Below are 23,025 nucleotides of genomic sequence, written 5' to 3'. Positions count from 1 at the left end.
CAGAACGGCAGGGCGGCCACTCCTTCGAAACCACCCAGCGGCAAGAACTGATCAGCCACACCCCGCCGCCCTGGGCATTCAAGGCACCCGGCCCTGAACACCTACAACCTTATGGAGAACTGATGCGTCGACGGACCGCCCTGGCAGCGGCTGCCGCAGGACTTGCCTTAGTTGCAGTAGCGCCTGCCTCCGCGTCTCCGAACGCGGTGGGCGCTCAGCGAGTAGCGAGCCTGCCTGCCGACTTCCTCTGGGGCGTATCGGCATCCGGCTTCCAAACCGAGGGCCACTCCCCCGACAGCAACTGGACGAGGCTTGCCACCACCGGACAACTCGCCGACCAGGTCGGCACCTCGGTCGACTTCCTGCACCGCTACCCCGAAGACATCCGAAACGCGAAAGAACTCGGTGCCCGCGTGTACCGCATCAGCATCGAGTGGGCGCGCCTGGAACCCGAACCCGGACATTACGACCCCGCCGCCTGGCAGTTCTACGACGACGTGCTGGCCACCATTCACGCCGCGGGCATGCGACCGATGATCACCCTCGATCACTGGGTCTACCCCGGCTGGGCCTTCGACCGCGGCGGCTGGAACCGCCCCGACATGTACACCGATTGGCTTGCCAACGCGCGCAAGGTAGTTGACCGCTACGCCGACCTCGACCCACTCTGGATCACCTTCAACGAACCCTCCGCCTACGTGTTCCAGGAAGTTCGCACCGGCGGAGTCACTCCTCAGAACATTCCCGCCGCCCTCGACCGATGGGTGCGATCGCACCGAGAAATCTACGACTACATCCATGCCGCGCACCCCGGCGCAATGGTGTCCTCCAACGTCACCTACTTCCCCATCGCCGAAGCCGCGGTCGACACCACTTTCCTCGACCGTGTGACCGACAAGCTCGACTTCATCGGCCTGGATTACTACTACTCCATGTCGCCGACCGATCTCAGCTACAGCAACACCTTCTCGGAACCGTGGAAATCCAACACCGCCGCGGACGGCGTCTACTACGCCCTGCGCCACTACGCCAAGGCATTCCCCGGTAAGCCGCTATATGTCGTCGAGAACGGCATGCCGACCGAGAACGACGCACCACGGCCCGATGGCTACGACCGCGCGGACCACCTCGACGACAGCATCTACTGGATGCAGCGAGCAGTGAACGAAGGGGCCGAAGTCATCGGCTACAACTACTGGAGTATCACCGACAACTACGAATGGGGAACCTACACATCCCGATTCGGCCTCTACACCGTCGACGTCAAGAACGACCCCACGCTCACCCGCCGACCGACGACAGCAGTCGACGCCTACCGCACCCTCATAACCAACGGCGGCGTTCGGCCCGACTACACCCCCACCCGGCCCTCGACCTGGTGTTCCCTGGTCGACGGACTCGACAGTTGCCTCGATCCGGCCGAATAGTTCGGCGAGGTCATAGCTTCCTATGAACCTATAACGCAACTTTCGACAAATCGAGGACCCGAACTCCCCGGATCTGAAAGTTTCCACGAGAGCACCGACTGCACTGTCATGAATGCCTTCTGAACTGGCCACTTCGATGCTCACCACGCGGCACCACGAGTGTCACAGACCCAACCCTTGACACCCGCAGCGGTAGGTGCGAAATTCTATCTAGATTCCCAAGTATATAGTTCGTGGTCCAATGCGTGCGCTGCGGCGGCGACGATCGACCAGGAAGGACGGGCGAATGCGAGCGATCATGGTGATGTTCGACAGCCTGAACAGGCATCTTCTGCCGCCTTACGGGAGCGACTGGACACGTGCGCCGCAGTTCACGCGGTTGGGCTCGCGCGCAACGACTTTCGACAATTGCTGGGCCGGTTCACTGCCGTGCATGCCTGCCCGCCGCGAAATCCACACCGGCCGTTACAACTTCCTGCACCGAAGCTGGGGCCCGCTGGAACCCTTCGACGACTCGATGCCGGAGATCTTGAAGCAGACCGGTGTGTACACCCACCTGGCCAGCGACCACCCGCATTATTGGGAGGACGGCGGCGCCACCTACCACGGCCGATACAACACCTGGGAGTTCTTCCGCGGCCAGGAAGGCGACCCGTGGAAAGGGCAGGTTGGCGAGCCGGAAATACCCGAGGACCTGAAACGGATGCGGCCCGCCGGGTATCGCCAGGACTGGGTGAACCGCCGGTACCTTGACACCGAACCGCGACATCCGCAGACGCGCACCTTCGACGCGAGTTTGGAGTTCATGCACGTCAACTCGGACCAGGACCGCTGGTTCCTGCAGATCGAAACCTTCGACCCACACGAGCCGTTCTTCAGCCATCAGCGGTACAAGGACCTCTACCCGCACGATTACCACGGCCCGCATCTCGACTGGCCGGACTATAAGCGTGTCACCGAGGAGCCCGATCAGGTACGGCATGTCCGCTATGAATACGCGGCGCTGCTATCGATGTGCGACAACTCGCTCGGCCGCGTGCTGGACACCATGGACGAGTTGCGAATGTGGGACGACACCATGCTGATCGTCTGCACCGACCATGGGTTCTTGCTCGGCGAGAAGAACTGGTGGGGCAAGAACGTGCAGCCGTGGTTCAACGAACTGGTCCATCTCCCGCTCTTCGTTTGGGATCCGCGGACGAACACGCCCGGACAACGCCGAAAGTCGTTGGTACAGACCATCGATCTGGCACCGACAATCCTGGAGTTCTTCGATGTCGAGCCGACCTCCGACATGCAAGGTTTGCCATTGCCGGTCGCCGAGGACCGCCACATCCGGGAGGTCGGACTCTTCGGGGCGCACGGTGGCCACATCAACATCACCGACGGCCGTTACGTCTATATGCGCGCGCCCGCGACTCCGACGAACACCCCGTTGGACGAACACACACTGATGCCGACCCATATGTGTGGCCGTTTCTCCCCCGCCGAACTCGCGGATATCGAACTGGCCGAACCTTTTTCGTTCACCAAAGGCGTGCGAACGATCCGAGTGCCCGGTCGCACCCTGCTCAATCCCTACCAGTTCGGAACCCTGCTGTTCGATCTGGAAGCCGATCCGCAGCAGGAGAATCCGATCGAAGACGATGCCGTCGAGTTGCGGATGGCCACGTTGATGGTGGGTCTGATGCGGGCGCACGACGCACCGACAAGTCAATTCGAGCGGATCGGCTTACCAGCGACTGGGCCGGTGACCTCCGACCATCTGCTCGTGCGCGCTCAGCGCGCGTTGGCACACGAAGCCGCCGAACCGCTACCCGACCGCGCGGAATTCCCGGAGCACCCGATGTCGGTCCATCGACCGCTGCACGAGTTGCTCGCCGATCGGGAGGCCGGGGCGATATTGCGCCATGAGCTGCCAATGGTCACCGACTCGGAGCTGCTGCAGTTCCTCGCCCACGCCTCACTATTGGACCTCGCGGCCATTTCACGCGGGCTGTTGCCGATCGCGAAACTGCGTGCGATCGCGAATCAATTGGCAGCCCTTGATCCCGCGACGGAGGGGGCCTCCACACCGGCACCGTGACCTGCCTGCCGCTGCGGCTATCCGCAATGGCGGCTCCCGCCGATCGTCGATGGGAGCCACTACCGGCACGGCTGCACGCTCAGCACAGCGGTGGACTCACCAGCATCAGCGCGGCCATTGCGGTGGCGATCAGTACCGACACCGTAGTCATCATCGGTGCCGCGCGAACCTGGGTCGCGCCGCGCCGCAATTCGGCATTGCGACGCCAGCCGACCAGCGCCACCGACGACATTGCGACCGCAACAGTCAGCGCGACAGCCCCGCCCGGTGACCGACCCGATTCGATCGCATGGCGAATGAGCAGAACCGTAACCACGCATGCCGACGCGGCGGTGCGGCGCCAGGCAAGCGCGGTCCGTTCAATGGCGAGTCCAGCCTCAGCCACGTCCGAATTCACCACCACCACAACACCCTTGCCGCCACGAGTGCGGACACCATACTCACCCCGACCGCCAGCAGCGGAGCCGCCCCTGGCCCTGGCAGAGCCGATCCGGCGGCCATCGCGCGCTCCACCGAGCGCCAGCGTCGATACGCCGCGATCGACAACATCGTCGCCAATGCTATACAGATCAGCGCGGCGATGCGCAGCACATAATCCGGGGCCGCCGGTGGCGCAAGCGTGTGGATCGCGACCGCTCCGGCGACCAGTCCGAGTGCGGTCCGAATCCAGGCAAGGAAGGTCCTTTCGTTCGCCAGCGTGAAGCGGTAGTCCACCGATGCAGGCATATCAACAGCGGCAGGGTCGTCCGCACTCATCGAGACTCCGCGCTGTGCGCCCCCGCGGCGGCACGCTTTCGCGCTCATAGGCGCCGTTCGGTCATGATTCACGGCGGTCATCCTCACCCCGTAACAGCCGCACGGCTGCGACGTAGAATCCATCATCTATATACTTTGGAATATATCTTCCCGAGGAGGATGCCGATGCCGAGTACCGATCTCGCACCGAACTGCTGTGCTCCAGCTCGCGGACATGCGGCAGCACCGGCGTCCACCGCACAACGCACAACGCGCGGCCGCGGCCGCGTCGACGGCATGACGCTGCTACCGGGCGGCGAGTTCCTGATGGGCGGCGACGATGGCGTGGGTTACCCGCTCGATGGCGAAGGACCAGTGCGCCCGGTCCGGCTGACACCGTTCCATCTGGACATCCACGCCGTGACCAACGACCAATTCGCCGCCTTCGCCGCCGATACCGGCTATCGCACCGAGGCCGAGCAGTTCGGCTGGTCGTTCGTCTTTGCGGGTTTCCTGCCCGCCGCGCTGCGCCGCGGCGCTCGGCGCCCCGAACGAACACCGTGGTGGTGCGCGGTCCCCGAGGCCGCCTGGCACCGACCGGAAGGGCCGGGGAGCGGCCTCGATCAGCGCGGGGACCACCCGGTGGTCCATGTGTCCTGGCATGACGCCCAGGCGAATTGCGACTGGTCGGGCAAGCGGCTGCCGACCGAGGCCGAGTGGGAATACGCCGCACGCGGCGGGCTGGTCGGCGCCCGTTATCCCTGGGGTGACGAACTCGACGCGGCGGACGACTATCAGTGCAATATCTGGCGCGGTAGCTTTCCCGGCAAGAACACCGCGGCCGACGGGTATCGCGGCACCGCACCCGTCGACGCCTTCCAGCCCAACGGTTTCGGCCTGTACAACATGTGCGGAAACGTCTGGGAATGGTGTGCCGACTGGTGGAGCACCGACCACGGCGCGCCCCCGCTCGTCGATCCACGGGGCCCGGGCTCCGGCAGCGGTCGGGTGATCCGCGGCGGTTCTCATATGTGCCACGATTCCTACTGCTTCCGCTACCGCGTCGCGGCCCGCTCCGCCAACACCCCGGACAGTTCCAGCGGGCATACCGGGTTTCGCTGCGCACTATCCCTTGACACCTCCGCCGTCTGATGTGATCGTAGCCATATAGATTCCTAGGTATATAGGAGACCGATGCAGCTCGACTACGTAATCCTCGGCGTACTGGCACTGGACCGCCTGTCCGGTTACGACCTGCGCCGCTGGATGGAGGGCTCCGGCCGTTATATCGGCTACGGGGTTCAGCTGCCGCAGATCTACCGGCGCCTCAAGACGCTGACCGAGCGCGGCTGGATCGAGTTCGAGGTCGACCCGCGCGACGGACGGCCGGACGCGAAGGTCTATTCGATGACCGACGCCGGGCGCGCGGCCCTGTTGGAATGGGCCCGCTCACCATTCGAGCCGTCACCGCGGCCGATGGATCCCGATTTCAAACTGCGATTCCTCTTCGCCGGGCAGCTGGATCGCGACATCGCGATCGACATTGTCCGCACCGAACTCGACTATCGATTGAAACACGATGCGCAGTCGCCGAAGGCGCCCATCCCCGACCGCTATCACCCGCAGATCCCCGAACTCGATGCCGATTGGGCTCGCGAGATCCACACGATGACTCACGAGAACGGCTATGCCTACGTCATGTCCTACATCGCGTGGCTGCAACTCACACTTGCCCGCCTCGAATCGGGCCACACCGGCTGACCGCCCCCTCGCCTTGCTCGCCAACTGCCGCACCGAGAGTTCCGTTTGTCATGCGGATCATCTATGTCGATGTCGATACACTGCGTGCCGACCACACGACGCCCTACGGCTATCACCGGCCGACCACCCCGAATTTGCAACGCCTGGCGGACAAGTCGGTGACCTTCGATCGTTACTACTGCTCGGATTCGCCGTGCATGCCCTCCCGTACGGCACTGACCAGCGGACAGTTCGGCATCACCAACGGCGTCATCGGGCATTTCGGCCCTGCTGCCCAGTTTCGGCTGGACGCGGGCCACGGTCCGGAGCCCGATCGTCCACTGCTCGGGCAGGCATTGCAGTTCGGCGGCTACCACACCGCCGCGATAACGGTCTTCGCCGAACGCCACCGCGCGTACTACTTCCACGGCAACTTCCGTGAATCCATTCGCGCGACGGCGAATTGGGGCGACGAGGACGCCGCCGATGTCAACAGGGCCGCCATCGACTGGATCAGCCGCCACGCCGATCAGGACAATTGGTACCTACACCTGACCTACTGGGAACCACATACCAACTACACCCAGCCGGTCCAATGGACACGGCGCATGGCCGAATCCGGTCCCGTACGGTCCTGGCCGGATTCCGAAACCATCGCCGCGCATGCCGAAATCTACGGTCCACGTAGTGCATTGGACCTCAACTACACGATGATGGGGTCCGGGCGCTCACCGGTGCCGCACAATATGCCCGATGCCATCACCTGTCGTGCGGACTTCGAGCATCTCATCAACGGCTTCGATGGTGCCATCGCCTACTGGGACCACCATTTCGGGCAGCTGATGGCCGCCCTCGAAGAGCTCGGCATCGCCGAAGAGACCGCGGTCATCGTCAGAGCTGATCACGGAGAATCATTGGGCGAGAACGGATCCTACGCCGAACACGGCCTTGCGAACGAACCGACCCATCGGCTGCCGCTGGTGTTCTACTGGCCGGGAATCACCGACGAGCTGCCTACCGCGGCCCGCCGCGACGACACCCTGCTCTACAACATCGACTACGCACCGACGCTGTGCGAACTACTCGGAATCCCGAAACCGGCCGGATGGCAGGGTGAATCGTTCGCGGCGGCGTTGCGCGGCGCAGAACTGGTGAGTCGTGAGTATCTGGTGCTCGGCCACGGTGCCCACACCTATCAGCGCGCGGTGCGCACCCGCGACCACCTGTACATCCGTACCTACCATCCCGGCTGCTTCCGCGCCGAGTGGGAGCAGCTGTTCGATGTCACCGCCGATCCCCACCTGACCACCGATCTCCTCGACCGCGAACCCGAACTCGCCATGATCATGCGTACCTATCTGACCGAATGGTGGCACACCTACGCCGGACGTCCTGGCGCGCTGCCGGATCCGATGCAGACCACACTGCAGACCAGCCCCACCTACTACAACGACCCCATCACCTATGCCGGGCACTTGCGCGACACCGGGCGCGCACACCTGGCCGAGCACATGGAACAGCGACTCGGCTCGCTGAGTGTGCCGGTGTCATGGCACACGCCCGACCGACCACGGACCGCGCAGCTCGCCGCCCGGTGGACCGAATTGATGCGGGCCCGCACCCAACACGAGTCAGCCTGATCGCCTCGAGCGACGACACAATTCGTGCGCCTCCCAACCTTTTCGCTCGACATAGAGGTCGTTTCATGCAACCCCAACAGCTTTCGAAAGTCGATGCCGGCACGCCCGCCGCTGATACCACCCGAGACGACGGCGCCCGCAGCTGGCGCCAACTCGCCTTGTTGAGCGGTCTCATCAGCATGGACAACAGCGAGGGCGCGGTGGTCTCGACCCTGTTCCCCGCGATCCGGACGGCACTGGATCTCAAACTCGCGGCCCTGGGCAATCTGGTGGCCGCCAGCAAAATCGCCGGCATGATCTTCGGCCCCATCTGGGTGGCAGCCGCCGCCCGGTTCGGTCGCAAGAACATCCTGGTGGTGTGCTGCGGCCTGTGGGGTGTGTGGTCGATCGCCGCGGGATTCGCCCAGAACTTCGCGCAACTGTTCGCCGTGTACGTCATCGCGGCTATCGGGTTCGCCGCAGGTGGTCCGCTGATCAACGGAATCCTCGCCGATCTGTTCGACGAAAGTCGCCGCGGCAGAGCCGCGGGCTGGCTGTACGCGGGCTTCGCGGTCCTCGGCGCGGTGATCAGTCCGCTGCTCGGACAGCTGTCGAAGGTGCCGGATGGTTGGCGCTACGGATTCTTCGCCTCCGGCGCGATCACCGTGGTTTTCGGCCTGCTGGTATGGCGCTACTTCGTCGATCCGCGCATCGGCGCCGCCGATGCCGCGCCCACGACGCCTGGCACCCGCGCCCGCGGCTGGACGCAGATGCGTGACGCATTGCGGATACGCACACGGCGACTGATGATGGTGCAGCGGCTGACCGCGACCCAATTGGCATTCCTCAGTTTCGGCGTCGTCTTCATGGTCAACGTCCGAGATTTCAGCAATGCGCAGGCGGCCGTGGTTGCTCCGGCGGCAATGCTGTTCTACGTGGCGGGCACAGTGCTCGGCGGGTTCGTGGGCGATCACGCCGGACGTCTACTGCCCGGCGGCGGCCGACTGGCCGTCTGGCAGCTCGCGGTGCTCGCTTGGGCCGGTGCGGCCGCCCTGTGCACCCAGATCGCGTGGCCGTCGATCTGGATCTACGCCGTCGCCTTCGCCGCGTTGGGTCTCCTACAAGGTTTCGGCCCCGGCAGCAATCGCCCGATCCTGATGGAGGTGACCAGACCCGAGCTGCGCAGCGCGGCCTTCTCGCTGATGCTCGGCGCGGAATCGGCGGGTTGGGCGCTGAGCACCCTGGCATTGGGCTACGTCGGTGATGCGGTCGGCCTACAGGCGGCCTTCCTCTGGCTGATCGTCGTGGCCAATCTGGCCAATGGCCTGTTCATGTTCTTCATGTACCGCCCCTATCAGCGCGAATCCAGTGAACTTCGCAGTGAATTGGCCGCAGCGCGCGCCATCGACATCGGCACCCGACCGTGAGAGTCGCTGGATGCAATCCGAAAGGACACCGACACAACATGACCGTTACCCACCAGCCCCGGTCCGACTATCCATCGATCGTCGAATCGTCGCTTGCCGCACTGGATCTCGATGTCAAGACCCGGTTGTTGTCCGGCCAAGATCTCTGGTCGCTGCCCGCGCTGCCACAGATCGGCCTGCGATCGCTGGTGATGTCGGACGGGCCGGTCGGCGTGCGCGGGGACGGCTGGAGTTCCGACGATCCCTCGCTCACGCTGCCGAGCCCGACCGCGCTCGCCGCAACATGGGATCCGGAAACGGCGCGGCGCGCGGGCCAGGTCCTGGCACAGGAGGCGCACCGTAAAGGGGTGCACATGCTGCTCGCGCCGACGATCAATATGCACCGTTCACCTTTGGGCGGTAGACATTTCGAGACCTACTCCGAAGATCCACTGCTCACCGCTCGAATCGGTGGGGGTTATGTGACCGGCGTCCAGGAAAGCGGCGTGGCGGCTACGATCAAACACTTCGTCGCCAATGACGCCGAGAGCCTCCGATTCACGGTGAATAATCAGGTTCCCGCCCGAGCACTGCGCGAAATGTATCTGGCGCCGTTCGAGGACATCATCGCCACCGCGCGGCCTTGGGCGGTGATGTCGGCCTACAACTCGGTCAACAACACCACAATGAGTGCGCACCGAGACCTCCAGGTCGGGGTGTTGCGCGAACAATGGGGATTCGACGGCGTCGTTGTGTCGGATTGGCTGGCCGCCCGCGATACCGTGGCAGCCGCCGAGGGCGGTCTTGACATCGCGATGCCCGGCCCCACGACGGTTTTCGGACCAGCTCTGGCCGCGGCGGTGCGGGCGGGCCTCGTTGCCGAATCCGTTGTCGACAACGCGGTGCGCCACGTCCTGCTGCTCGCAGCCCGGTTGGGTCTGCTGCGCGGGGCCGCCCCGATGGCGCCCGAGTCGGAACGCCCGGCGCTGATCGATGGTCCGGCGCTCGCCCGCGATATCGCCGCCCGCTCGTTCGTCATGGTTCGCAATGAGAATGCATCTTTGCCATTGCGGCCCTCGACGATCGGCAGCGTCGCGCTGATCGGGTGCGCCGCCCGTGACGCGCGGGTACTCGGCGGCGGTTCGGCGACAGTTTTTCCGGCCCATATCGTCTCGCCGCTCGACGGCCTGCGCGCGGCGTTGCCTGCCGAAACCATCCTGACCTACGCTGTGGGCGCAGATACCCGTGACGGACTCGAATCTGCCACAACGGGATTCGCGTTGTCCGCGCTGCTCCGGGACGAGGCGGGCCGGGTGCTGGCCGAGCAGCCGCTCACCGTTGGCCGTGTCCGATGGATGGACAACGCGCTGCCGGGTGGCATCGACTACGACAAACTGAGTTCGGTGGAACTCGTGGACACCTTCACGCCACGCGAGAGCGGTCCGCATCAGTTCGGCATCAGCGGACTCGGCGCATTTCAGCTCCGTGTGGACGACCGAGCGGTCTTCGACGGAGTCCACGAACTAGCCGAGGATGCCGACCCTTTCGAGGCGCTGATGGGTAAACCGACCCCGCACGGCAGCGTCGCGTTGGAGGCCGGACGGACCGTGACCGTCAGCCTGCGCAACACCACACCGAAGGGTGGTATCGGACCGATCCAGGGTGTGAGTTTCGGTCTCGCCCTGCGAGAACCGCGCACCGACGACGAACAGCTGCTTACCGAAGCGGTCACCGCCGCTGCGGCCGCCGATGTCGCCGTCGTCGTGGTCGCCACCACCGATACGCAGGAGAGCGAAGGTTTCGACCGCACCGATCTGCGCCTACCCGGCCGACAAGATGAGCTCGTCGCCCGGGTGGCCGCCGTCAATCCACGAACCATCGTGGTGGTCAATACCGGATCGCCGGTCGAGTTGCCGTGGCGCGATGATGTTTCGGCCATTCTGCTGACCTGGTTTCCCGGCCAGGAAGGCGGCGCGGCGCTGGCCGAGGTACTTCTCGGGCAGCGCGAACCGGGCGGACGATTGCCGACCACCTGGCCGAGCGATCTCGCTGACGCACCGGTGTCCGAGGTAACCCCCGACGATGGCGTGCTGCGCTACGACGAAGGCATATTCATCGGCTACCGCGCCTGGCAACGTGGTCAGGTGCGGCCCGCGTACCCGTTCGGGCATGGTCTCGGCTACACCGATTGGAGCTATGACGGTATCGGGCTCGACGCTCGAACAGCACGTATTCGACTGCGCAACACCGGTGGTCGTCGCGGTCGAGAAATCATCCAGCTCTACATCGCCGCCGAAGAATTCGACGCGGCGCGTCCTCACCGATGGCTTGCCGGATTCGCGGCTGTCGAGGCCGAGCCCGGCGCAGACGTCGAAGCGGAGATCGTTCTCCCCGATCGCGCTTTCCAGATCTGGGATACCAAGTGCGACACCTGGACTGTCGTACCGGGCAACTATCACGTGCAGGCCGGCCGCAGCGTCGAGGACGTGCGGGTATCCACGACCATCCGCATCGACGCGGCCGGCTGAACATCAGCGCACACACGCCGTTACCTCCAAGTTTCCACCAAACCTTTACCGACTGACCGATCAGTCGGTATGCTAGTGGCGGATATCACGATCCGCTCGATATATGACGCCTCGCACCGTCGCTCGAAAGCCGTTGTCGCACAGCCATACCCACATGGTCCGGCTGCCGACGGCAAGGACACATCACGAAGATGAGGAACTCCATGAAGATTCGTCGCACAGGTTTCACGGCGGCAGTGGCAGCGGCGACTGTCGTTGCCAGCGCATCCGCCGCACATGCAGCACCCGACCCATCGGCACCGGCGGCAGTCACCTACCAAGCGACGCTGTCGGATCGGTCGGTGCTCGTCACGCTCGACAACGGCACATTCGCGCCGACTCCGGACGACACCACAGTGACCATCCGCGATGCCCGCGGCGAGACGGTGGACGCGCTCCCCTTGTCGTATGCGATCGACGGCCAACAACTGCCGATCCACCGGCAAATCTCCGACGACGGCCGAATCCTGCGCCTGACGCCTGAGGTCGATCGCATCGACCGCCCCGCGTTGAGACTGGTGGCCTCGCCGCTGGAGGACCAGCTCGCGATGAACGACCTCATCAACGCAGTCAGCATCGGCACGTCGGTGGGCAGTCTCATCGGCACCGCGATCGGCGCCGTGCTCGGCATCGGAGTCGGCGTCGCTTTGACAGGCGCATCCTGTGTCCTCCTGAGCCTGGGCTGCGTGGTAGCGGTTCTCCCCATCGTCAGCCTCGTCGGCGCGGCGGGCGGACTGGCCGGATTGGTCCTCGGCGGCGGACCGACCGCCGCTGTCGCGCTGTACCAATACGTCACCACCCTGCAGGCAGCTCCGGGTCAGAGCAAATACGCCCAGAACCTCCAGGGCAAGCCGGGCGTCCCGCCCGCGGCACCCGATGCCGCCAACTGAGCACGGCCGAGGAAGAATGTCATGAACCTTCGCGCAACAACTTTCGGCGCCGCACTCGCATCCTGTGCGATCACCATCGCGGCGGCTCCGGCAACCGCCGATCCCGATATCACGCCGACCTATCAAGCCGCCGTCGTCGGCGAGTCGGTCATCACCGTCCTTGACAATGCGACCTTCGCTCCCACCGAAGACGGGCACTCGATCGCCATCCGCACCACCGATGGACAGGAGATTCTCACGCTGCCGCTGACGTTCCTGCTCGACGGCCAACGGCGGTCGATCCAACACCGGATCACCGATACGGCCCGCACCCTGATCCTCACACCGGACACCGGACCACGACAGATCGCATCGCCGATGGAAGATCAGCTCGCGCTCAACGAGTTCGCAGCCGGTATGGCCAAAACCGCGCTCGGCACCATTGCCGGCGCGGTGCTCGGCGCACTGGTAGGCGCGGTGATCGGCTTGGGCTCGTGCCTGGTGGTCGGGCCCGCGTGCCTGGCTACCGCACCGGCGGCCATCGGCGCGTTCGCCGGTGCAGGTGGATTGCTCGGCACATTGATCGTCGGCGGCGCCGCACTGGCCGACGGCCTGTGGAAGTACGTCACGACGCTACAGGCGCCGCCCGGGGAAAGCAGGTACGCCGAGCACGGCGGCATTCTCGACCCGAATGGCACCGGAGCCCCCGACGCGACCCTTCGGTTGCCGAATGGGCTCGGCAATGGGCTCTCCTCAGGCTCCGCCAGCGGCTCAGCGAAACGGTGACACCTCGCTCGGCAGGGCACGAGGGTCGGGCGATAGGGCAACCACATCCGATCCACGTCCCTGCCGAGCTAACCGACTTACCAGTCGGTATGTTTGTCGCCGAAGACGGGACATACCGCAAACGAAGGCGCACATACCGCAAGGAAAGGACGCGCATGCCCACTACTACTCGAGTCGAGGGCCGCACGGCGGTCGTCACAGGCGCAGCCAGCGGTATCGGCGCCGCACTCGCCGCTCAACTCGGTGCTCGCGGAATGGCGGTCGTCGTCGCCGACATCGACGGAGACGGTGCACAACAGGTCGCCGACAAGCTCCGTGCGGACGGTATTCGTACGCTGGGCGTACGAGTGGACGTTTCCGACCCGGAATCGGTGGCGACGCTTGCCGCGGCCGGCTATGCGGAATTCGGCTCCATCGAGTTGCTCTGCAATAACGCCGGAGTATTGCTGTTCGGAAGCGTGGCCGAATCGTCCATGGGCGACTGGAAATGGCTGTCTTCGGTGAACGTCGAAGGCATGCTCAACTGCCTACACGCCTTCCTGCCCCGGATGCGTGCGAGCAGTGGTTGGCGGCACGTCATGAACACCGCCTCTACGCACGCCTTCCTGCCCGATCCGGGCAAAACCGGTCTCTATTCGGCCACCAAGCACGCGATCGTCGGCATCTCCCTCGGCCTGCGCTCCGAGCTCGCCGCCGACGGCATCGGAGTCACCATTCTCTGCCCAGGTCAGGCCGCGACCCGCATCCTCGACGCTCAGCGCAACCGCCCCGACTCCTTCGGCCGACATGCCGATGAGCCGTACGGCATCGGCGTCATACCGATGGCCATCGATTCGGATGCCGTCGCTCGTACCGCCGTCGAGGGCATCTTGCGCGACGATCCGCTGGTTTTCGCATTGCCGGAGTACGGCCGCGACCAATTCCGCGCCCAGGTCGAGAAGCAATGGCGGCTGGCCGACAATGCCCTCCGCGCCGACATCGGCGACCAGCCGCTTCCATGAGTGATCCACACGGCTGCGATCTGCCACGACCCGAGCTCGACGCGACACCGTCGCCCGACCGACACGCACAATCGGGCACCGTCGCTCGCGCGGCCGCCGAGGGACACCACGCCCCCGGCGTCGCCGACGGATCACTGCGGCGACTGTTGTGCACAGTCCCCTTCGTCAGCGCCATGCCACAGTTGGGTTTCGCGGCGTCGGGGTATTTCCTTGCCCTGCAGGTCCAGGCGATCGATGAGGCGACCAAGGTCGGCAATCTCGCGATTGTGCACGGGGCGGGCGCGGCGGCGGCGATGATCGCCCAGCCACTGGTCGGCGTGCTGTCCGACCGTACTCGCACCCGGCTCGGTGCACGAGCGCCCTGGATCGTGACCGGCACACTGATCGGATCGGTCGGGATGATCACCGCAGGACTCTCGCAGACCGTTGCCTTGCTCGTCCTCGCCGCGATGGCGGTGCAGTTCGGCTTCAACGCCGCGCAGGGACCACTCACCGCGATCCTCCCCGACCGAGTGCCTCCGGCACAGCGCGGGCGATACTCCACCTTCGCAGGCCTCGGCACGATCACCGCCGCGATACTGGGCCCGATCCTCGCCTCGATGTTCACCGCCCGCATCCCCCTCGGCTATGTCTGCAGTACCGGAGTCATCCTGGTGGTCGTGGTGGTGTTCGTCGCGCTCAACCCGGACACCGACAATCGCACTGTGGCCAGACCTGTTGCCGCCCTGATGAGTTCGATCAAGGGCGGGTGGATCGATCCGCGCAGGCACCCTGATTTCGCCTGGGCGTTCCTCGGCCGGTTGCTCATTCTCGGCGGCTATTACATGGTGCTCACCTACCACCTCTACATCGCACAGGGGTTCATCGGTCTCAGCGAAGCCGATGCCGCCCGACTGGTCCCTCTCATCGGCGCGGTCGCGCTACCGGGATTCCTCGTCGCCATCGCGATATCCGGGCCGTACTCCGATCGGACGGGCCGGCGAAAGCCGCTCGCCCTTGCCGGGGGACTCGTGATCGCCGTCGCGCCACTGGTCCCACTCGCCTCGCCGACCGTCGCCGGGATGATGATCTCGGGCGTCGTCGTGACCATCGGCTTCGGCATCTACACTGCCGTCGACCAGGCCCTGGTCTCCGAAATCCTGCCCAGCAAAGACGATTTCGCCAAAGACCTCGGAATCATCAACATCGCGTCGGCACTACCGAACGTCCTCGCACCCGTCCTCGCCGCCGGGATCGTCACTCTCTCCGGCAGCTACGGCGCCATCTACCCCGTCGCGGCCGCTATCGCGGCGGCCGGCGCGCTCGCGGTGCTGCCGATCAAGGGCGTCCGCTGACGGCGATGTCCGGTGCTGCCACAGCCGTCCACGGAACTCGTTCACCTGTCCGAACCACAGCATGAGGAAAGAACATTGATGATTCTCCGGAGCACCGTATTGGTCACGCTGATCACTGTCGCAGCGTCCATCGGCGGCGTCTCGTGGGCCGAGGAAAGCGCCATAGTCACCGGTTCGGTTGTGCCGGACCGTGATCCGTTCTACGCAGCGCCCAGCGATCTCGGGTCCCACCGAGATGGAAAGCTGATATCCAGCCGCGAGATCACCGCTCAGATGTCGGCACCGGTCCACGCGTGGCAATTGGCATACCGCACCAACGATTCACACGGGGCTCCAGAACTCGCCGTTGCGACGCTGCTGGTGCCGCTGACCCCATGGACCGGCCCGGGTAGGCGACCGGCGGTTTCCGAGCAGATACCCGAGGACTCGACCAGCACCCGGTGCGCCCCGTCGTACGGAATCGCCACGGGCACTTTGCAATCCGGAAAGCAAATCGATGAAATGCTGGCCGAGAACTGGGCTGTGCTCGTACCCGACTTCGAGGGACCGAAGTCGGCCTTTCTTGCCGGGCCGCAAGCCGGTCACGCTGTGCTGGACGGGATCCGCGCGGCCGAGCAGTTCGAACCGGCCGGTATCGGCCCGAACGCCGACTGGGCGTTGGACGGATACTCCGGCGGCGCGGCCGCAACCGGGTGGGCCGCTGAGCTGCAGCCGTCCTACGCGCCGGAGCTGAAGTTCGTCGGTGCCGCGATCGGCGGTGTGCCCGCCGATTTGCCCGCGGTCATCGAGTATGTCGACGGTGGTCCGTTCGCCGGCTTCATCTTCGGCGCGATGGTCGGCTACAACCGGGAGTTTCCCGACGCACACATCGACACCATGCTCAATGACCATGGCCGTGTGAGTATGGCGCAAGCCGACGACATGTGTGTGGTCGAACTGCTCACTCGATTTCCGTTCCACCGACTGGCCTGGAACACGATCGGCGCCGATCCGCTGCACGATCCCCGTCTCGTCGAGGTTCTGCGCGCCAACTCGCTCGGCACGACCGCACCGACGATGCCTATCTACAACTATCACGCGGACTCCGACGAAGTAGTCCCGGTAGGCCAAGCCGATGAACTGATTGCGAAATGGCGGCGCGGAGGAACGCGGGTCGTCACCGCGCGCGACCCCATCGGTGAGCATGCGTTGGAAGCAGGCCACCGGCAACCGGCCGCTCAGGCGTTCCTGCAACACCGGTTCACCGACAATGGTCCGGCCACAGACGTCGATATGGACCGAACCGTATCGCGCTGAGGCTCATTGCCGAGGCGCGTGCGGAGAGACGCGCGCCTCGGTCCAGCATCGAGTGCGGGTTATCGCCGGTCGTTGTTCGCCGTGCAGCGGATGATGGGATGCCGCTGGGGGTCGAGCGCGTGCAAGGTCAGGTCGATGGTTCGGGGGTCGGTGGTCTCGGCCAGGTGCCCTGCGTGATCGTCGGGGCAGCCGTCCTGGATAACGATATTGGTGACGTTCGGGGCATCGATGAACGCGGTGGTGTACGGCGTTGCGATCGCATCGTCGCGGGAGGCGATCATCGTGTAGCGCACACCGGGCGCTGTCATCGGGCCGCGGTTCAGTTCGTTCAGGTAGTCAGATCCGGCGAGCATGTCGACCAATGCGGGCATCTTGTCGCGCAGCCCCGGGACCTGCCCGGCCAGCGCCGTTACTTCGACGCCTCCCACGGTCTTGCTCACGCCGTGCTGCGGGCCACTGATAGCGACAACCTTCTTGATCGGATTCACCGGACGATCGGCGAACTCGAGGCTCACCGCGCGCGCGATCAGTCCACCCTGGGATTTGCCGACCAGCTCGATCGAATCGGTGTGGTTGATCTCGATGATCCGTTCGACGGCAGCCGCGAAATATTCGGCCGATGTCGAAAGTGCTTGTCGGGAATCGTAATCGAGTCCGTAAACGCACCGTCCATCCTCGAGCAGACCGTCGCGCACCGACCCGAGGCTTTGCTGCACAGTGGCATTGGTGCCGTGGACGAGCAGGACCGGTGTGCTCGAGCGCGTTCCGTTGGCACAGGCTTCGATCGAGGACAGCGGGGTTTCGGTCTGCGGGGGCGCCGCGTGCGCGGTCGCAGACCCGTAGGTCGTGACGCAGGTAATTGCCGCGGCGGCACCGATTTTGGTGAGGGCGTGCACAGATATCTCCTCGGGTCAGCTGTATTCGGCGACCAGTTGCTGGTACCGGTCGAATGCGGGTTTGGATGTGTAGTCGTCCCGTAGGAGTCCGTAGTAGTCCTCGTATTTGGGGCTGCTGCTGTTGTTGTCGCGCAGATCGAACCAGTACGCCTCGGAGATGCCATAGTTGCCGCGATAGTCGTTGATGGCCCGGACGATGGCATCGAGTGCGTCGCGTTGGGCGTCTTCGGTGCCGTGTGTGCCGGTCGCCCAGCCGACCTCATCGATGTGCAATGGCGTGCGGCCGGCGAACCCGGCCAACGGCAGATAGCATTTACGCACCAGCGCCATGGCTTGAACCATGCTGTTGTAGGGGTCGACCAGCTTCGGCGGTATCCGTCCCTGTGGGTAATAGTCGAAGCCGATCCAGTCGACCGAATCCCGGAACTCGGCGCCGCCGAGTGCGCCGATGTCGCGCCAGAATCCGGCGGTACTCCCGGCGAACGAGAGCCAGGGCTGCAACACCGCATAGTTGAATCCGATGCCGAGCTGCGAGTAATTCCGCAGCCTCGCTTGCTTTTTCGCCTCGATCACACCACGCACGAGAGCCTGCTCGGCGTCGAGGTAGTAGCCGTCGGAAGTATTGGCCGAGATCGTGATGTTGACCTCGTTGGTGATCTGCAGCCCGGTCACGCCGGGGTTGGCCCCGAATACGTCGACCGCGCGGCGCACGTAGTCGAGCCATTTGTCGATGTTGCCGTTGTCCGCTGGTTCAGGGTGATAACGCACCTGAAGTTCGACCTGCAGGCCGAGGGCGGTGTAGCGGTCGACAAGCGCCTTGTAGCGGGCGATCCCGTCTTCGCCGTCGGCGGAGAACATGCGGTTGAGCCGCACCACGAACGGCTTACCCGTCGGCTTCAGTTGCCGCAGTGCCTGATCGGCCCGTTCCCGATCCTCCGGTGTGAACGGCGTCGTCTGTTGTGCGCCACCACCGCCCGACTCCATCGGCCCGATGCCCCACACCACCGGAGTTCCGCCAGCTGGTGCATCGGTGGCGTAGTTCTGGATGCATTCCGGGTCCGGCTGGACCGGCGGCGACACCTCCCCTGGCGTCGCGATACCGAGACCGTCCCACGGGACGGCCCAGCCGGGCGTTATCGCCGTCATCCCCAACCCCACGACCACGATGGCAACACCCACCGCCCTGCCACGCCACTTCATCGCTGCTGAACTCCTTGACTGTTCGATCGCCCGCAACAGCTGCACCGGCACCCGGCGGCTATATGTACATAAGAACATATCGAGAAGAGATCTCGGTGAGAAGTACCAAGCAAAATGCTCAATGAACTCTTAGAGAGATATAACCCTCCACATCTATTCGCTCATCGGGACCGCAAGATCCGCGCAGCCTCGGAATCGCGCCTGTTGCAGCTGCGACTCCGGTAAGTACCGCAATCCTGCGGCGGCACGCAGAAACGGCCGCCGGTCCGGCATCCGCTGGCCTGCACCCATGCGGCCACCGGACGCCGCCACCTCTACGTCAACCGAATCTTCGTCGACCGGATCGAGGGCATGGACCCCGACGCCCGTCGCGATCTGCTCGATTGGCTGTGCCGCCAGGCGGACTACCCCGAACACCAGTGCAGGCTGTAGCGGAACCCGACACGGTCAGGGCGGTGCAGCATTACGCGGCCAGCGCCTACTGGCCCGCGATCCGAACCATGGAACGCGCATCGATCGTCGGACCACGCCTGACCCGCTGACACGAAAATCCTTGCCGGATGGCAGTTTGGTAGACAACACACCTGAGCTGCCATCCGCCGAACTACCCGTGGCGCTCGATGAGCAAGTCCCGTCGCAAAACGTCGGTCAGTGTGCGCATCGCGCCGACCATGTCGAAGGACTGGTCGTGCTGCCATTGCTCCCCGAGACCGGAAATCACAGCGATGATGATCGAAGCCACTGAGGTGGCGTCGGTATCAGCACGCACCTCACCAACCGCGACACTCTCCTCGACGACACGGGCCAGATTGTCACGAAATGTCCGAGTGCGTTCCCTCGCCCAATCCCTGGCGAATTCCGGGATGTCGTTCGCCTCGAAGATGGCCAGATGTCCCAGCCGGGCGAGTTCCCTGTTGCGCTGGTTGCGCTCGACGAGCTCATCAGCGATGTCCAGCGCACGCAAAATGGCAGGCCCTTCGTACTCGCGGTCGACCTCGACCGCGTCGAAAGCCTGCCGGTCTCGCTCGGCGAGCGCCTCGGCCAGCAAGGCTTCCTTACTCGGAAAATGGTGCAACAGACCAGATCTCGTGATACCAGCCGCCTCAGCGACCGCGGCGAGCGAGGTGCCACGGTAGCCATGTGCCGCGAACAGGCCGAGGGCCGCTTCGACGATCCTGGCACGCCTGGCGGCGCCGGCCTGCTCGGCGTCGCGAGTAGTCGCCATCGGTGCGTGCCTCCTGACCGTCGATCGAATATGGACCGATCTCCGGCCAGCCTACTGTCCAGTCATCCGGCCAATTCGAAGGCCAACATGGTTGCCGCGAATTTCGACCTGATCGTCGCGGCGACCGAGGAACTGGATAGTTTGCATCGGCCGCCGACGTGCCAACTCGCCGGTCCGATACAACCGCGACCCAGCTTTGCCGATTGGATGAACCGCTCGGCGGTGAGTTGCGGGTCCAGGTAGCCGCCCGCCAAACAGAGTTCGACTACTTCGCCATCGGGCAGCTCATCGAGTCGGTCGACGAAGATGAACGCCTCGGTGTCCATGATGGGTACGCCGATGGATGCGGGTTGCCACTCACTGTGAGCCTCGAGCACCCGATAGGTGGCAAAGATAGCGGCTTCGATGGGGCCGTAATAGTCGACCAGGGTGTAGGGGAGGTGGTCGGTAGCGAGTGAATGCAGCGTTTCACCAATCAACTTCAGACGAATTGAGTCCAGACCGACCACTGACGCTCGTCAGAAGCCATTTCGCCCGACGCATAACCCAGAGTGGTGGGGCCCCGCTCCTCCAGCTTGCCTATCTCTAGGCACGCTGGAGGGTTCGAAAATTTCGAACAGAGAGCGGAAAACCGCCTCTGACCTGGTCGGGATGACAGGATTTGAACCTGCGACCACTTGACCCCCAGGGAACTGGTAATCGTCCTGGGGTATCCGGCTGGTGCTGTCCCGTCCAGGTCAGAGGCATTTCAACGTCCGGCTCGTCTTGGCCTGTCCGCCTTGTATCGGCCGGTCTTGGCACGCTCTAGGCACGCTCGAATCAACCCCTCACCACCACCGGGAGCTCTCGATGCATCGTCCTGTTGCTCACGACTCACCGAGTCCGGCGACGGCGTGTTCCCGCGCACGCGGGGATGATCCTGGGTGGGGTTGTAGGAGCTTGCGCGCGCCAGTGGGCCCAGGTGATGAATAGCCGGGGCGCAGGTAGCGCGGTCGGGATGTTCTCCGGGTGAAGCCCGCTGCTGTTCACGCTCCTGGTTTCGGACGAAGGCCGATGTCACCAATCGCAGCCTCGGCTGGTGGCTCATTGGCATTGTGTGTCTTGTTTGCCGCTTGCTGCACATCGGACAGTTCACCATCGGCGGAGCTTTTTCACTGTGGCGGCGACGGTGCCGATCGCGCTGTCGTAGCCGAGGTTGTCGAGCACCCTGGCAATGGTCGTCCAGGATGGCGGCCCCACACCGTGGACCGCAACGCGATTGGGCCGTCGGCAGGCAATTGCCCACCGACGGCCCAGCCACACCAGCCGTCAGAGGTAGGTGTAGGAGACCCCGTTACTGGTTCCTCCCGGGGTGGTGACGGTGACCAGTATCGTTCCGACCGTGCCGGCGGGGGCGAGGGCGGTGATCTGGGTGCCGGAGTCGACACTGAACGAGGTTGCCGGTGTGCCACCGAAACTCACCGCGGTCGCACCTGTCAATGCCGTCCCGGTGATGGTGACCGTAGTCCCGCCAGCCGCCGTGCCCGAAGTCGGACTGACCGCGCTCAGAGTGGGCACCACCGCGTAGGTGAAGGAGACGCCGTCGACGGTTCCTCCCGCGGTGGTGACGGTGACCAGTATCGTCCCAGCCGACCCGGCAGGGGCGACGGCCGTGATCTGGGTGTCGGAGTCCACGACGAACGAGGTTGCCGGCGTAGCACCGAAATTCAACGCGGTCGCACCGGTCAGACCTGTTCCGGTGAGCACGACCGTCGTCCCGCCTGCCAGCGGACCGGCGTTCGGGGCGATGGTGGTGAGGGTGGGAACCACGACGTAGGTGTAGGAGACGCCGTTGCTGGTTCCTCCCGCGGTGGTGACGGTGACCAGTATCGTCCCAGCCGACCCAGCTGGGGCGATGGCTGTGATCTGGGTGCCGGAGTCGACACTGAACGACGTCGCCGGGGTGCCACCGAAACTCACCGCGGTCGCACCCGTCAGATTTGTCCCGGTAATGGTGACCGTGGTCCCGCCGGTCACCGGACCGGCGTTGGGCACCACCGTGGTCAGCGTCGGCACCGTCGCGTAGGTGTAGGCGACACCGTTACTTGTGCCACCCACGGTGGTGACGGTGACCAGTATCGTCCCAGCCGACCCGGCAGGGGTGACCGCCGTGATCTGGGTGTCGGAGTCCACGACGAACGACGTCGCCGGGGTGCCACCGAAACTCACCGCGGTCGCACCCGTCAGGGCTGTTCCGGTGAGCACGACCGTCGTCCCGCCTGCCACCGGACCGGCATTCGGGGCGATGGTGGTGAGGGTGGGAACCACGACGTAGGTGAAGGAGACCCCGTTACTGGTGCCACCCACGGTGGTGACCGTGACCGACACCGTCCCAGCCGACCCGGCAGGGGTGACCGCCGTGATCTGGGTGTCGGAGTCCACGACGAACGACGTCGCCGGCGTGCCACCGAAACTCACCGCGGTCGCACCCGTCAGACCTGTTCCGGTCAGCACAACCGTCGTCCCGCCAGTCACCGGACCCGCGTTCGGGGCGACGGCGGTCAGTGTCGGCACCGCGACGTAGGTGAAGGAAACACCGTTACTGGTGCCACCGACAGTGGTGACGGTGACCAGTATTGTCCCTGCCGTGCCTGCGGGGGCGACGGCGGTGATCTGCGTGGCGGAGTCCACGACGAACGACGTCGCCGGCGTGCCACCGAAACTCACCGCGGTCGCACCCGTCAGACCTGTTCCGGTCAGCACAACCGTGGTCCCACCGGTCACCGAACCCACGTTGGGCACCACTGTAGTCAGCGTCGGCACCGCGACGTAGGTGAAGGAGACGCCGTTACTGGTGCC

At 64.8% G+C, this 23,025-nt stretch carries 20 protein-coding genes; 13 read left to right on the top strand and 7 right to left on the bottom strand.

Annotated elements, in window-relative coordinates:
• Nucleotides 1-122 precede the first annotated feature (122 nt).
• Complete coding sequence (locus ACLMAL_RS34880) at nucleotides 123-1,427, top strand: family 1 glycosylhydrolase (RefSeq protein WP_412002970.1); 1,305 nt, start codon at nucleotides 123-125, stop codon at nucleotides 1,425-1,427.
• A 241-nt stretch (nucleotides 1,428-1,668) separates the two neighbouring features.
• Nucleotides 1,669-3,513 (top strand): sulfatase, encoded by a 1,845-nt coding sequence (locus tag ACLMAL_RS34875; RefSeq protein WP_412002966.1) that lies wholly within the window; start codon nucleotides 1,669-1,671, stop codon nucleotides 3,511-3,513.
• A 79-nt stretch (nucleotides 3,514-3,592) separates the two neighbouring features.
• Here ACLMAL_RS34875 and ACLMAL_RS34870 read toward each other — a convergent pair whose 3' ends face one another.
• Together ACLMAL_RS34870 and ACLMAL_RS34865 are read right to left on the bottom strand one after the other, a co-directional pair.
• Nucleotides 3,593-3,898 (bottom strand): DUF202 domain-containing protein, encoded by a 306-nt coding sequence (locus ACLMAL_RS34870; protein WP_412002965.1) that lies wholly within the window; start codon nucleotides 3,896-3,898, stop codon nucleotides 3,593-3,595.
• A gap of 8 nt (nucleotides 3,899-3,906) precedes the next feature.
• The gene (locus ACLMAL_RS34865) at nucleotides 3,907-4,269 is read right to left on the bottom strand and encodes a YidH family protein (RefSeq protein ID WP_412002964.1); all 363 of its coding nucleotides are present in this window, start codon (nucleotides 4,267-4,269) and stop codon (nucleotides 3,907-3,909) included.
• A 165-nt stretch (nucleotides 4,270-4,434) separates the two neighbouring features.
• On the opposite strand from ACLMAL_RS34865, the gene ACLMAL_RS34860 reads away from it, so the two are divergent.
• The 10 genes from ACLMAL_RS34860 to ACLMAL_RS34815 all read left to right on the top strand — a co-directional run bounded on the left by ACLMAL_RS34860 (nucleotide 4,435) and on the right by ACLMAL_RS34815 (nucleotide 16,866).
• Nucleotides 4,435-5,400: a formylglycine-generating enzyme family protein gene (locus ACLMAL_RS34860; RefSeq protein ID WP_412002963.1), complete on the top strand. Its 966-nt coding sequence runs from the start codon at nucleotides 4,435-4,437 to the stop codon at nucleotides 5,398-5,400.
• Between the two features lie 42 nt (nucleotides 5,401-5,442).
• Nucleotides 5,443-6,009: a PadR family transcriptional regulator gene (locus ACLMAL_RS34855; protein WP_412002962.1), complete on the top strand. Its 567-nt coding sequence runs from the start codon at nucleotides 5,443-5,445 to the stop codon at nucleotides 6,007-6,009.
• Between the two features lie 50 nt (nucleotides 6,010-6,059).
• Complete coding sequence (locus ACLMAL_RS34850) at nucleotides 6,060-7,628, top strand: sulfatase (RefSeq protein ID WP_412002961.1); 1,569 nt, start codon at nucleotides 6,060-6,062, stop codon at nucleotides 7,626-7,628.
• Between the two features lie 65 nt (nucleotides 7,629-7,693).
• Nucleotides 7,694-9,034, top strand: coding sequence for an MFS transporter (locus ACLMAL_RS34845; protein WP_412002960.1), 1,341 nt, complete (start codon nucleotides 7,694-7,696; stop codon nucleotides 9,032-9,034).
• 38 nt (nucleotides 9,035-9,072) lie between these two features.
• Nucleotides 9,073-11,541 (top strand): beta-glucosidase family protein, encoded by a 2,469-nt coding sequence (locus ACLMAL_RS34840; RefSeq protein ID WP_412002959.1) that lies wholly within the window; start codon nucleotides 9,073-9,075, stop codon nucleotides 11,539-11,541.
• 203 nt (nucleotides 11,542-11,744) lie between these two features.
• Complete coding sequence (locus tag ACLMAL_RS34835) at nucleotides 11,745-12,470, top strand: hypothetical protein (protein WP_412002958.1); 726 nt, start codon at nucleotides 11,745-11,747, stop codon at nucleotides 12,468-12,470.
• A 21-nt stretch (nucleotides 12,471-12,491) separates the two neighbouring features.
• On the top strand, nucleotides 12,492-13,235 hold the full coding sequence (locus tag ACLMAL_RS34830) for a hypothetical protein (RefSeq protein ID WP_412002957.1): 744 nt from the start codon (nucleotides 12,492-12,494) through the stop codon (nucleotides 13,233-13,235).
• 155 nt (nucleotides 13,236-13,390) lie between these two features.
• The gene (locus ACLMAL_RS34825) at nucleotides 13,391-14,236 is read left to right on the top strand and encodes an SDR family NAD(P)-dependent oxidoreductase (RefSeq protein WP_412002956.1); all 846 of its coding nucleotides are present in this window, start codon (nucleotides 13,391-13,393) and stop codon (nucleotides 14,234-14,236) included.
• Nucleotides 14,233-15,570 (top strand): MFS transporter, encoded by a 1,338-nt coding sequence (locus ACLMAL_RS34820; RefSeq protein WP_412002955.1) that lies wholly within the window; start codon nucleotides 14,233-14,235, stop codon nucleotides 15,568-15,570. The genes ACLMAL_RS34825 and ACLMAL_RS34820 overlap by 4 nt, the downstream gene beginning before the upstream one ends.
• A 78-nt stretch (nucleotides 15,571-15,648) precedes the next feature.
• Complete coding sequence (locus ACLMAL_RS34815) at nucleotides 15,649-16,866, top strand: lipase family protein (RefSeq protein ID WP_412002954.1); 1,218 nt, start codon at nucleotides 15,649-15,651, stop codon at nucleotides 16,864-16,866.
• A 59-nt stretch (nucleotides 16,867-16,925) separates the two neighbouring features.
• Here ACLMAL_RS34815 and ACLMAL_RS34810 read toward each other — a convergent pair whose 3' ends face one another.
• Together ACLMAL_RS34810 and ACLMAL_RS34805 are read right to left on the bottom strand one after the other, a co-directional pair.
• Nucleotides 16,926-17,762 (bottom strand): esterase/lipase family protein, encoded by an 837-nt coding sequence (locus ACLMAL_RS34810; RefSeq protein ID WP_412002953.1) that lies wholly within the window; start codon nucleotides 17,760-17,762, stop codon nucleotides 16,926-16,928.
• A 15-nt stretch (nucleotides 17,763-17,777) separates the two neighbouring features.
• Nucleotides 17,778-18,962, bottom strand: a complete 1,185-nt coding sequence (locus tag ACLMAL_RS34805; RefSeq protein WP_412002952.1) for a hypothetical protein — start codon at nucleotides 18,960-18,962, stop codon at nucleotides 17,778-17,780.
• A 276-nt stretch (nucleotides 18,963-19,238) separates the two neighbouring features.
• On the opposite strand from ACLMAL_RS34805, the gene ACLMAL_RS34800 reads away from it, so the two are divergent.
• Nucleotides 19,239-19,394, top strand: a complete 156-nt coding sequence (locus ACLMAL_RS34800) for a hypothetical protein (protein ID WP_412002969.1) — start codon at nucleotides 19,239-19,241, stop codon at nucleotides 19,392-19,394.
• Nucleotides 19,395-19,566: 172 nt separating this feature from the next.
• Here ACLMAL_RS34800 and ACLMAL_RS34795 read toward each other — a convergent pair whose 3' ends face one another.
• The 3 genes from ACLMAL_RS34795 to ACLMAL_RS34785 all read right to left on the bottom strand — a co-directional run.
• Nucleotides 19,567-20,187 carry a TetR/AcrR family transcriptional regulator gene (locus ACLMAL_RS34795; protein WP_412002951.1) on the bottom strand — a complete coding sequence of 207 codons (621 nt, stop codon included), beginning with the start codon at nucleotides 20,185-20,187 and terminating at the stop codon, nucleotides 19,567-19,569.
• A 62-nt stretch (nucleotides 20,188-20,249) separates the two neighbouring features.
• Nucleotides 20,250-20,666, bottom strand: a complete 417-nt coding sequence (locus ACLMAL_RS34790; RefSeq protein WP_412002950.1) for a hypothetical protein — start codon at nucleotides 20,664-20,666, stop codon at nucleotides 20,250-20,252.
• A gap of 829 nt (nucleotides 20,667-21,495) precedes the next feature.
• A partial coding sequence (locus ACLMAL_RS34785) for a beta strand repeat-containing protein (RefSeq protein WP_412002949.1) occupies nucleotides 21,496-23,025 on the bottom strand: 1,530 nt, incomplete at its 5' end.

The sequence above is a fragment of the Nocardia sp. CWNU-33 genome, from assembly GCF_046764895.1.
Lineage (GTDB): Bacteria > Actinomycetota > Actinomycetes > Mycobacteriales > Mycobacteriaceae > Nocardia.
The sequence above is the reverse complement of the archived record's forward strand: the minus strand, read 5'-3'. Positions and strand labels throughout refer to the sequence as shown.

Excerpts from the sequence above, each read along its gene's own strand:
- ACLMAL_RS34880 (WP_412002970.1), top strand. The coding sequence starts at position 123 with ATGCGTCGACGGACCGCCCTGGCAGCGGCTGCCGCAGGACTTGCCTTA.
- ACLMAL_RS34795 (WP_412002951.1), bottom strand. The coding sequence starts at position 20,187 with ATGGCGACTACTCGCGACGCCGAGCAGGCCGGCGCCGCCAGGCGTGCC.
- ACLMAL_RS34825 (WP_412002956.1), top strand. The coding sequence starts at position 13,391 with ATGCCCACTACTACTCGAGTCGAGGGCCGCACGGCGGTCGTCACAGGC.
- ACLMAL_RS34875 (WP_412002966.1), top strand. The coding sequence starts at position 1,669 with ATGCGTGCGCTGCGGCGGCGACGATCGACCAGGAAGGACGGGCGAATG.
- ACLMAL_RS34855 (WP_412002962.1), top strand. The coding sequence starts at position 5,443 with ATGCAGCTCGACTACGTAATCCTCGGCGTACTGGCACTGGACCGCCTG.
- ACLMAL_RS34830 (WP_412002957.1), top strand. The coding sequence starts at position 12,492 with ATGAACCTTCGCGCAACAACTTTCGGCGCCGCACTCGCATCCTGTGCG.
- ACLMAL_RS34845 (WP_412002960.1), top strand. The coding sequence starts at position 7,694 with ATGCAACCCCAACAGCTTTCGAAAGTCGATGCCGGCACGCCCGCCGCT.
- ACLMAL_RS34815 (WP_412002954.1), top strand. The coding sequence starts at position 15,649 with ATGATTCTCCGGAGCACCGTATTGGTCACGCTGATCACTGTCGCAGCG.
- ACLMAL_RS34820 (WP_412002955.1), top strand. The coding sequence starts at position 14,233 with ATGAGTGATCCACACGGCTGCGATCTGCCACGACCCGAGCTCGACGCG.
- ACLMAL_RS34850 (WP_412002961.1), top strand. The coding sequence starts at position 6,060 with ATGCGGATCATCTATGTCGATGTCGATACACTGCGTGCCGACCACACG.
- ACLMAL_RS34840 (WP_412002959.1), top strand. The coding sequence starts at position 9,073 with ATGACCGTTACCCACCAGCCCCGGTCCGACTATCCATCGATCGTCGAA.
- ACLMAL_RS34865 (WP_412002964.1), bottom strand. The coding sequence starts at position 4,269 with ATGAGTGCGGACGACCCTGCCGCTGTTGATATGCCTGCATCGGTGGAC.
- ACLMAL_RS34860 (WP_412002963.1), top strand. The coding sequence starts at position 4,435 with ATGCCGAGTACCGATCTCGCACCGAACTGCTGTGCTCCAGCTCGCGGA.
- ACLMAL_RS34805 (WP_412002952.1), bottom strand. The coding sequence starts at position 18,962 with ATGAAGTGGCGTGGCAGGGCGGTGGGTGTTGCCATCGTGGTCGTGGGG.
- ACLMAL_RS34835 (WP_412002958.1), top strand. The coding sequence starts at position 11,745 with ATGAAGATTCGTCGCACAGGTTTCACGGCGGCAGTGGCAGCGGCGACT.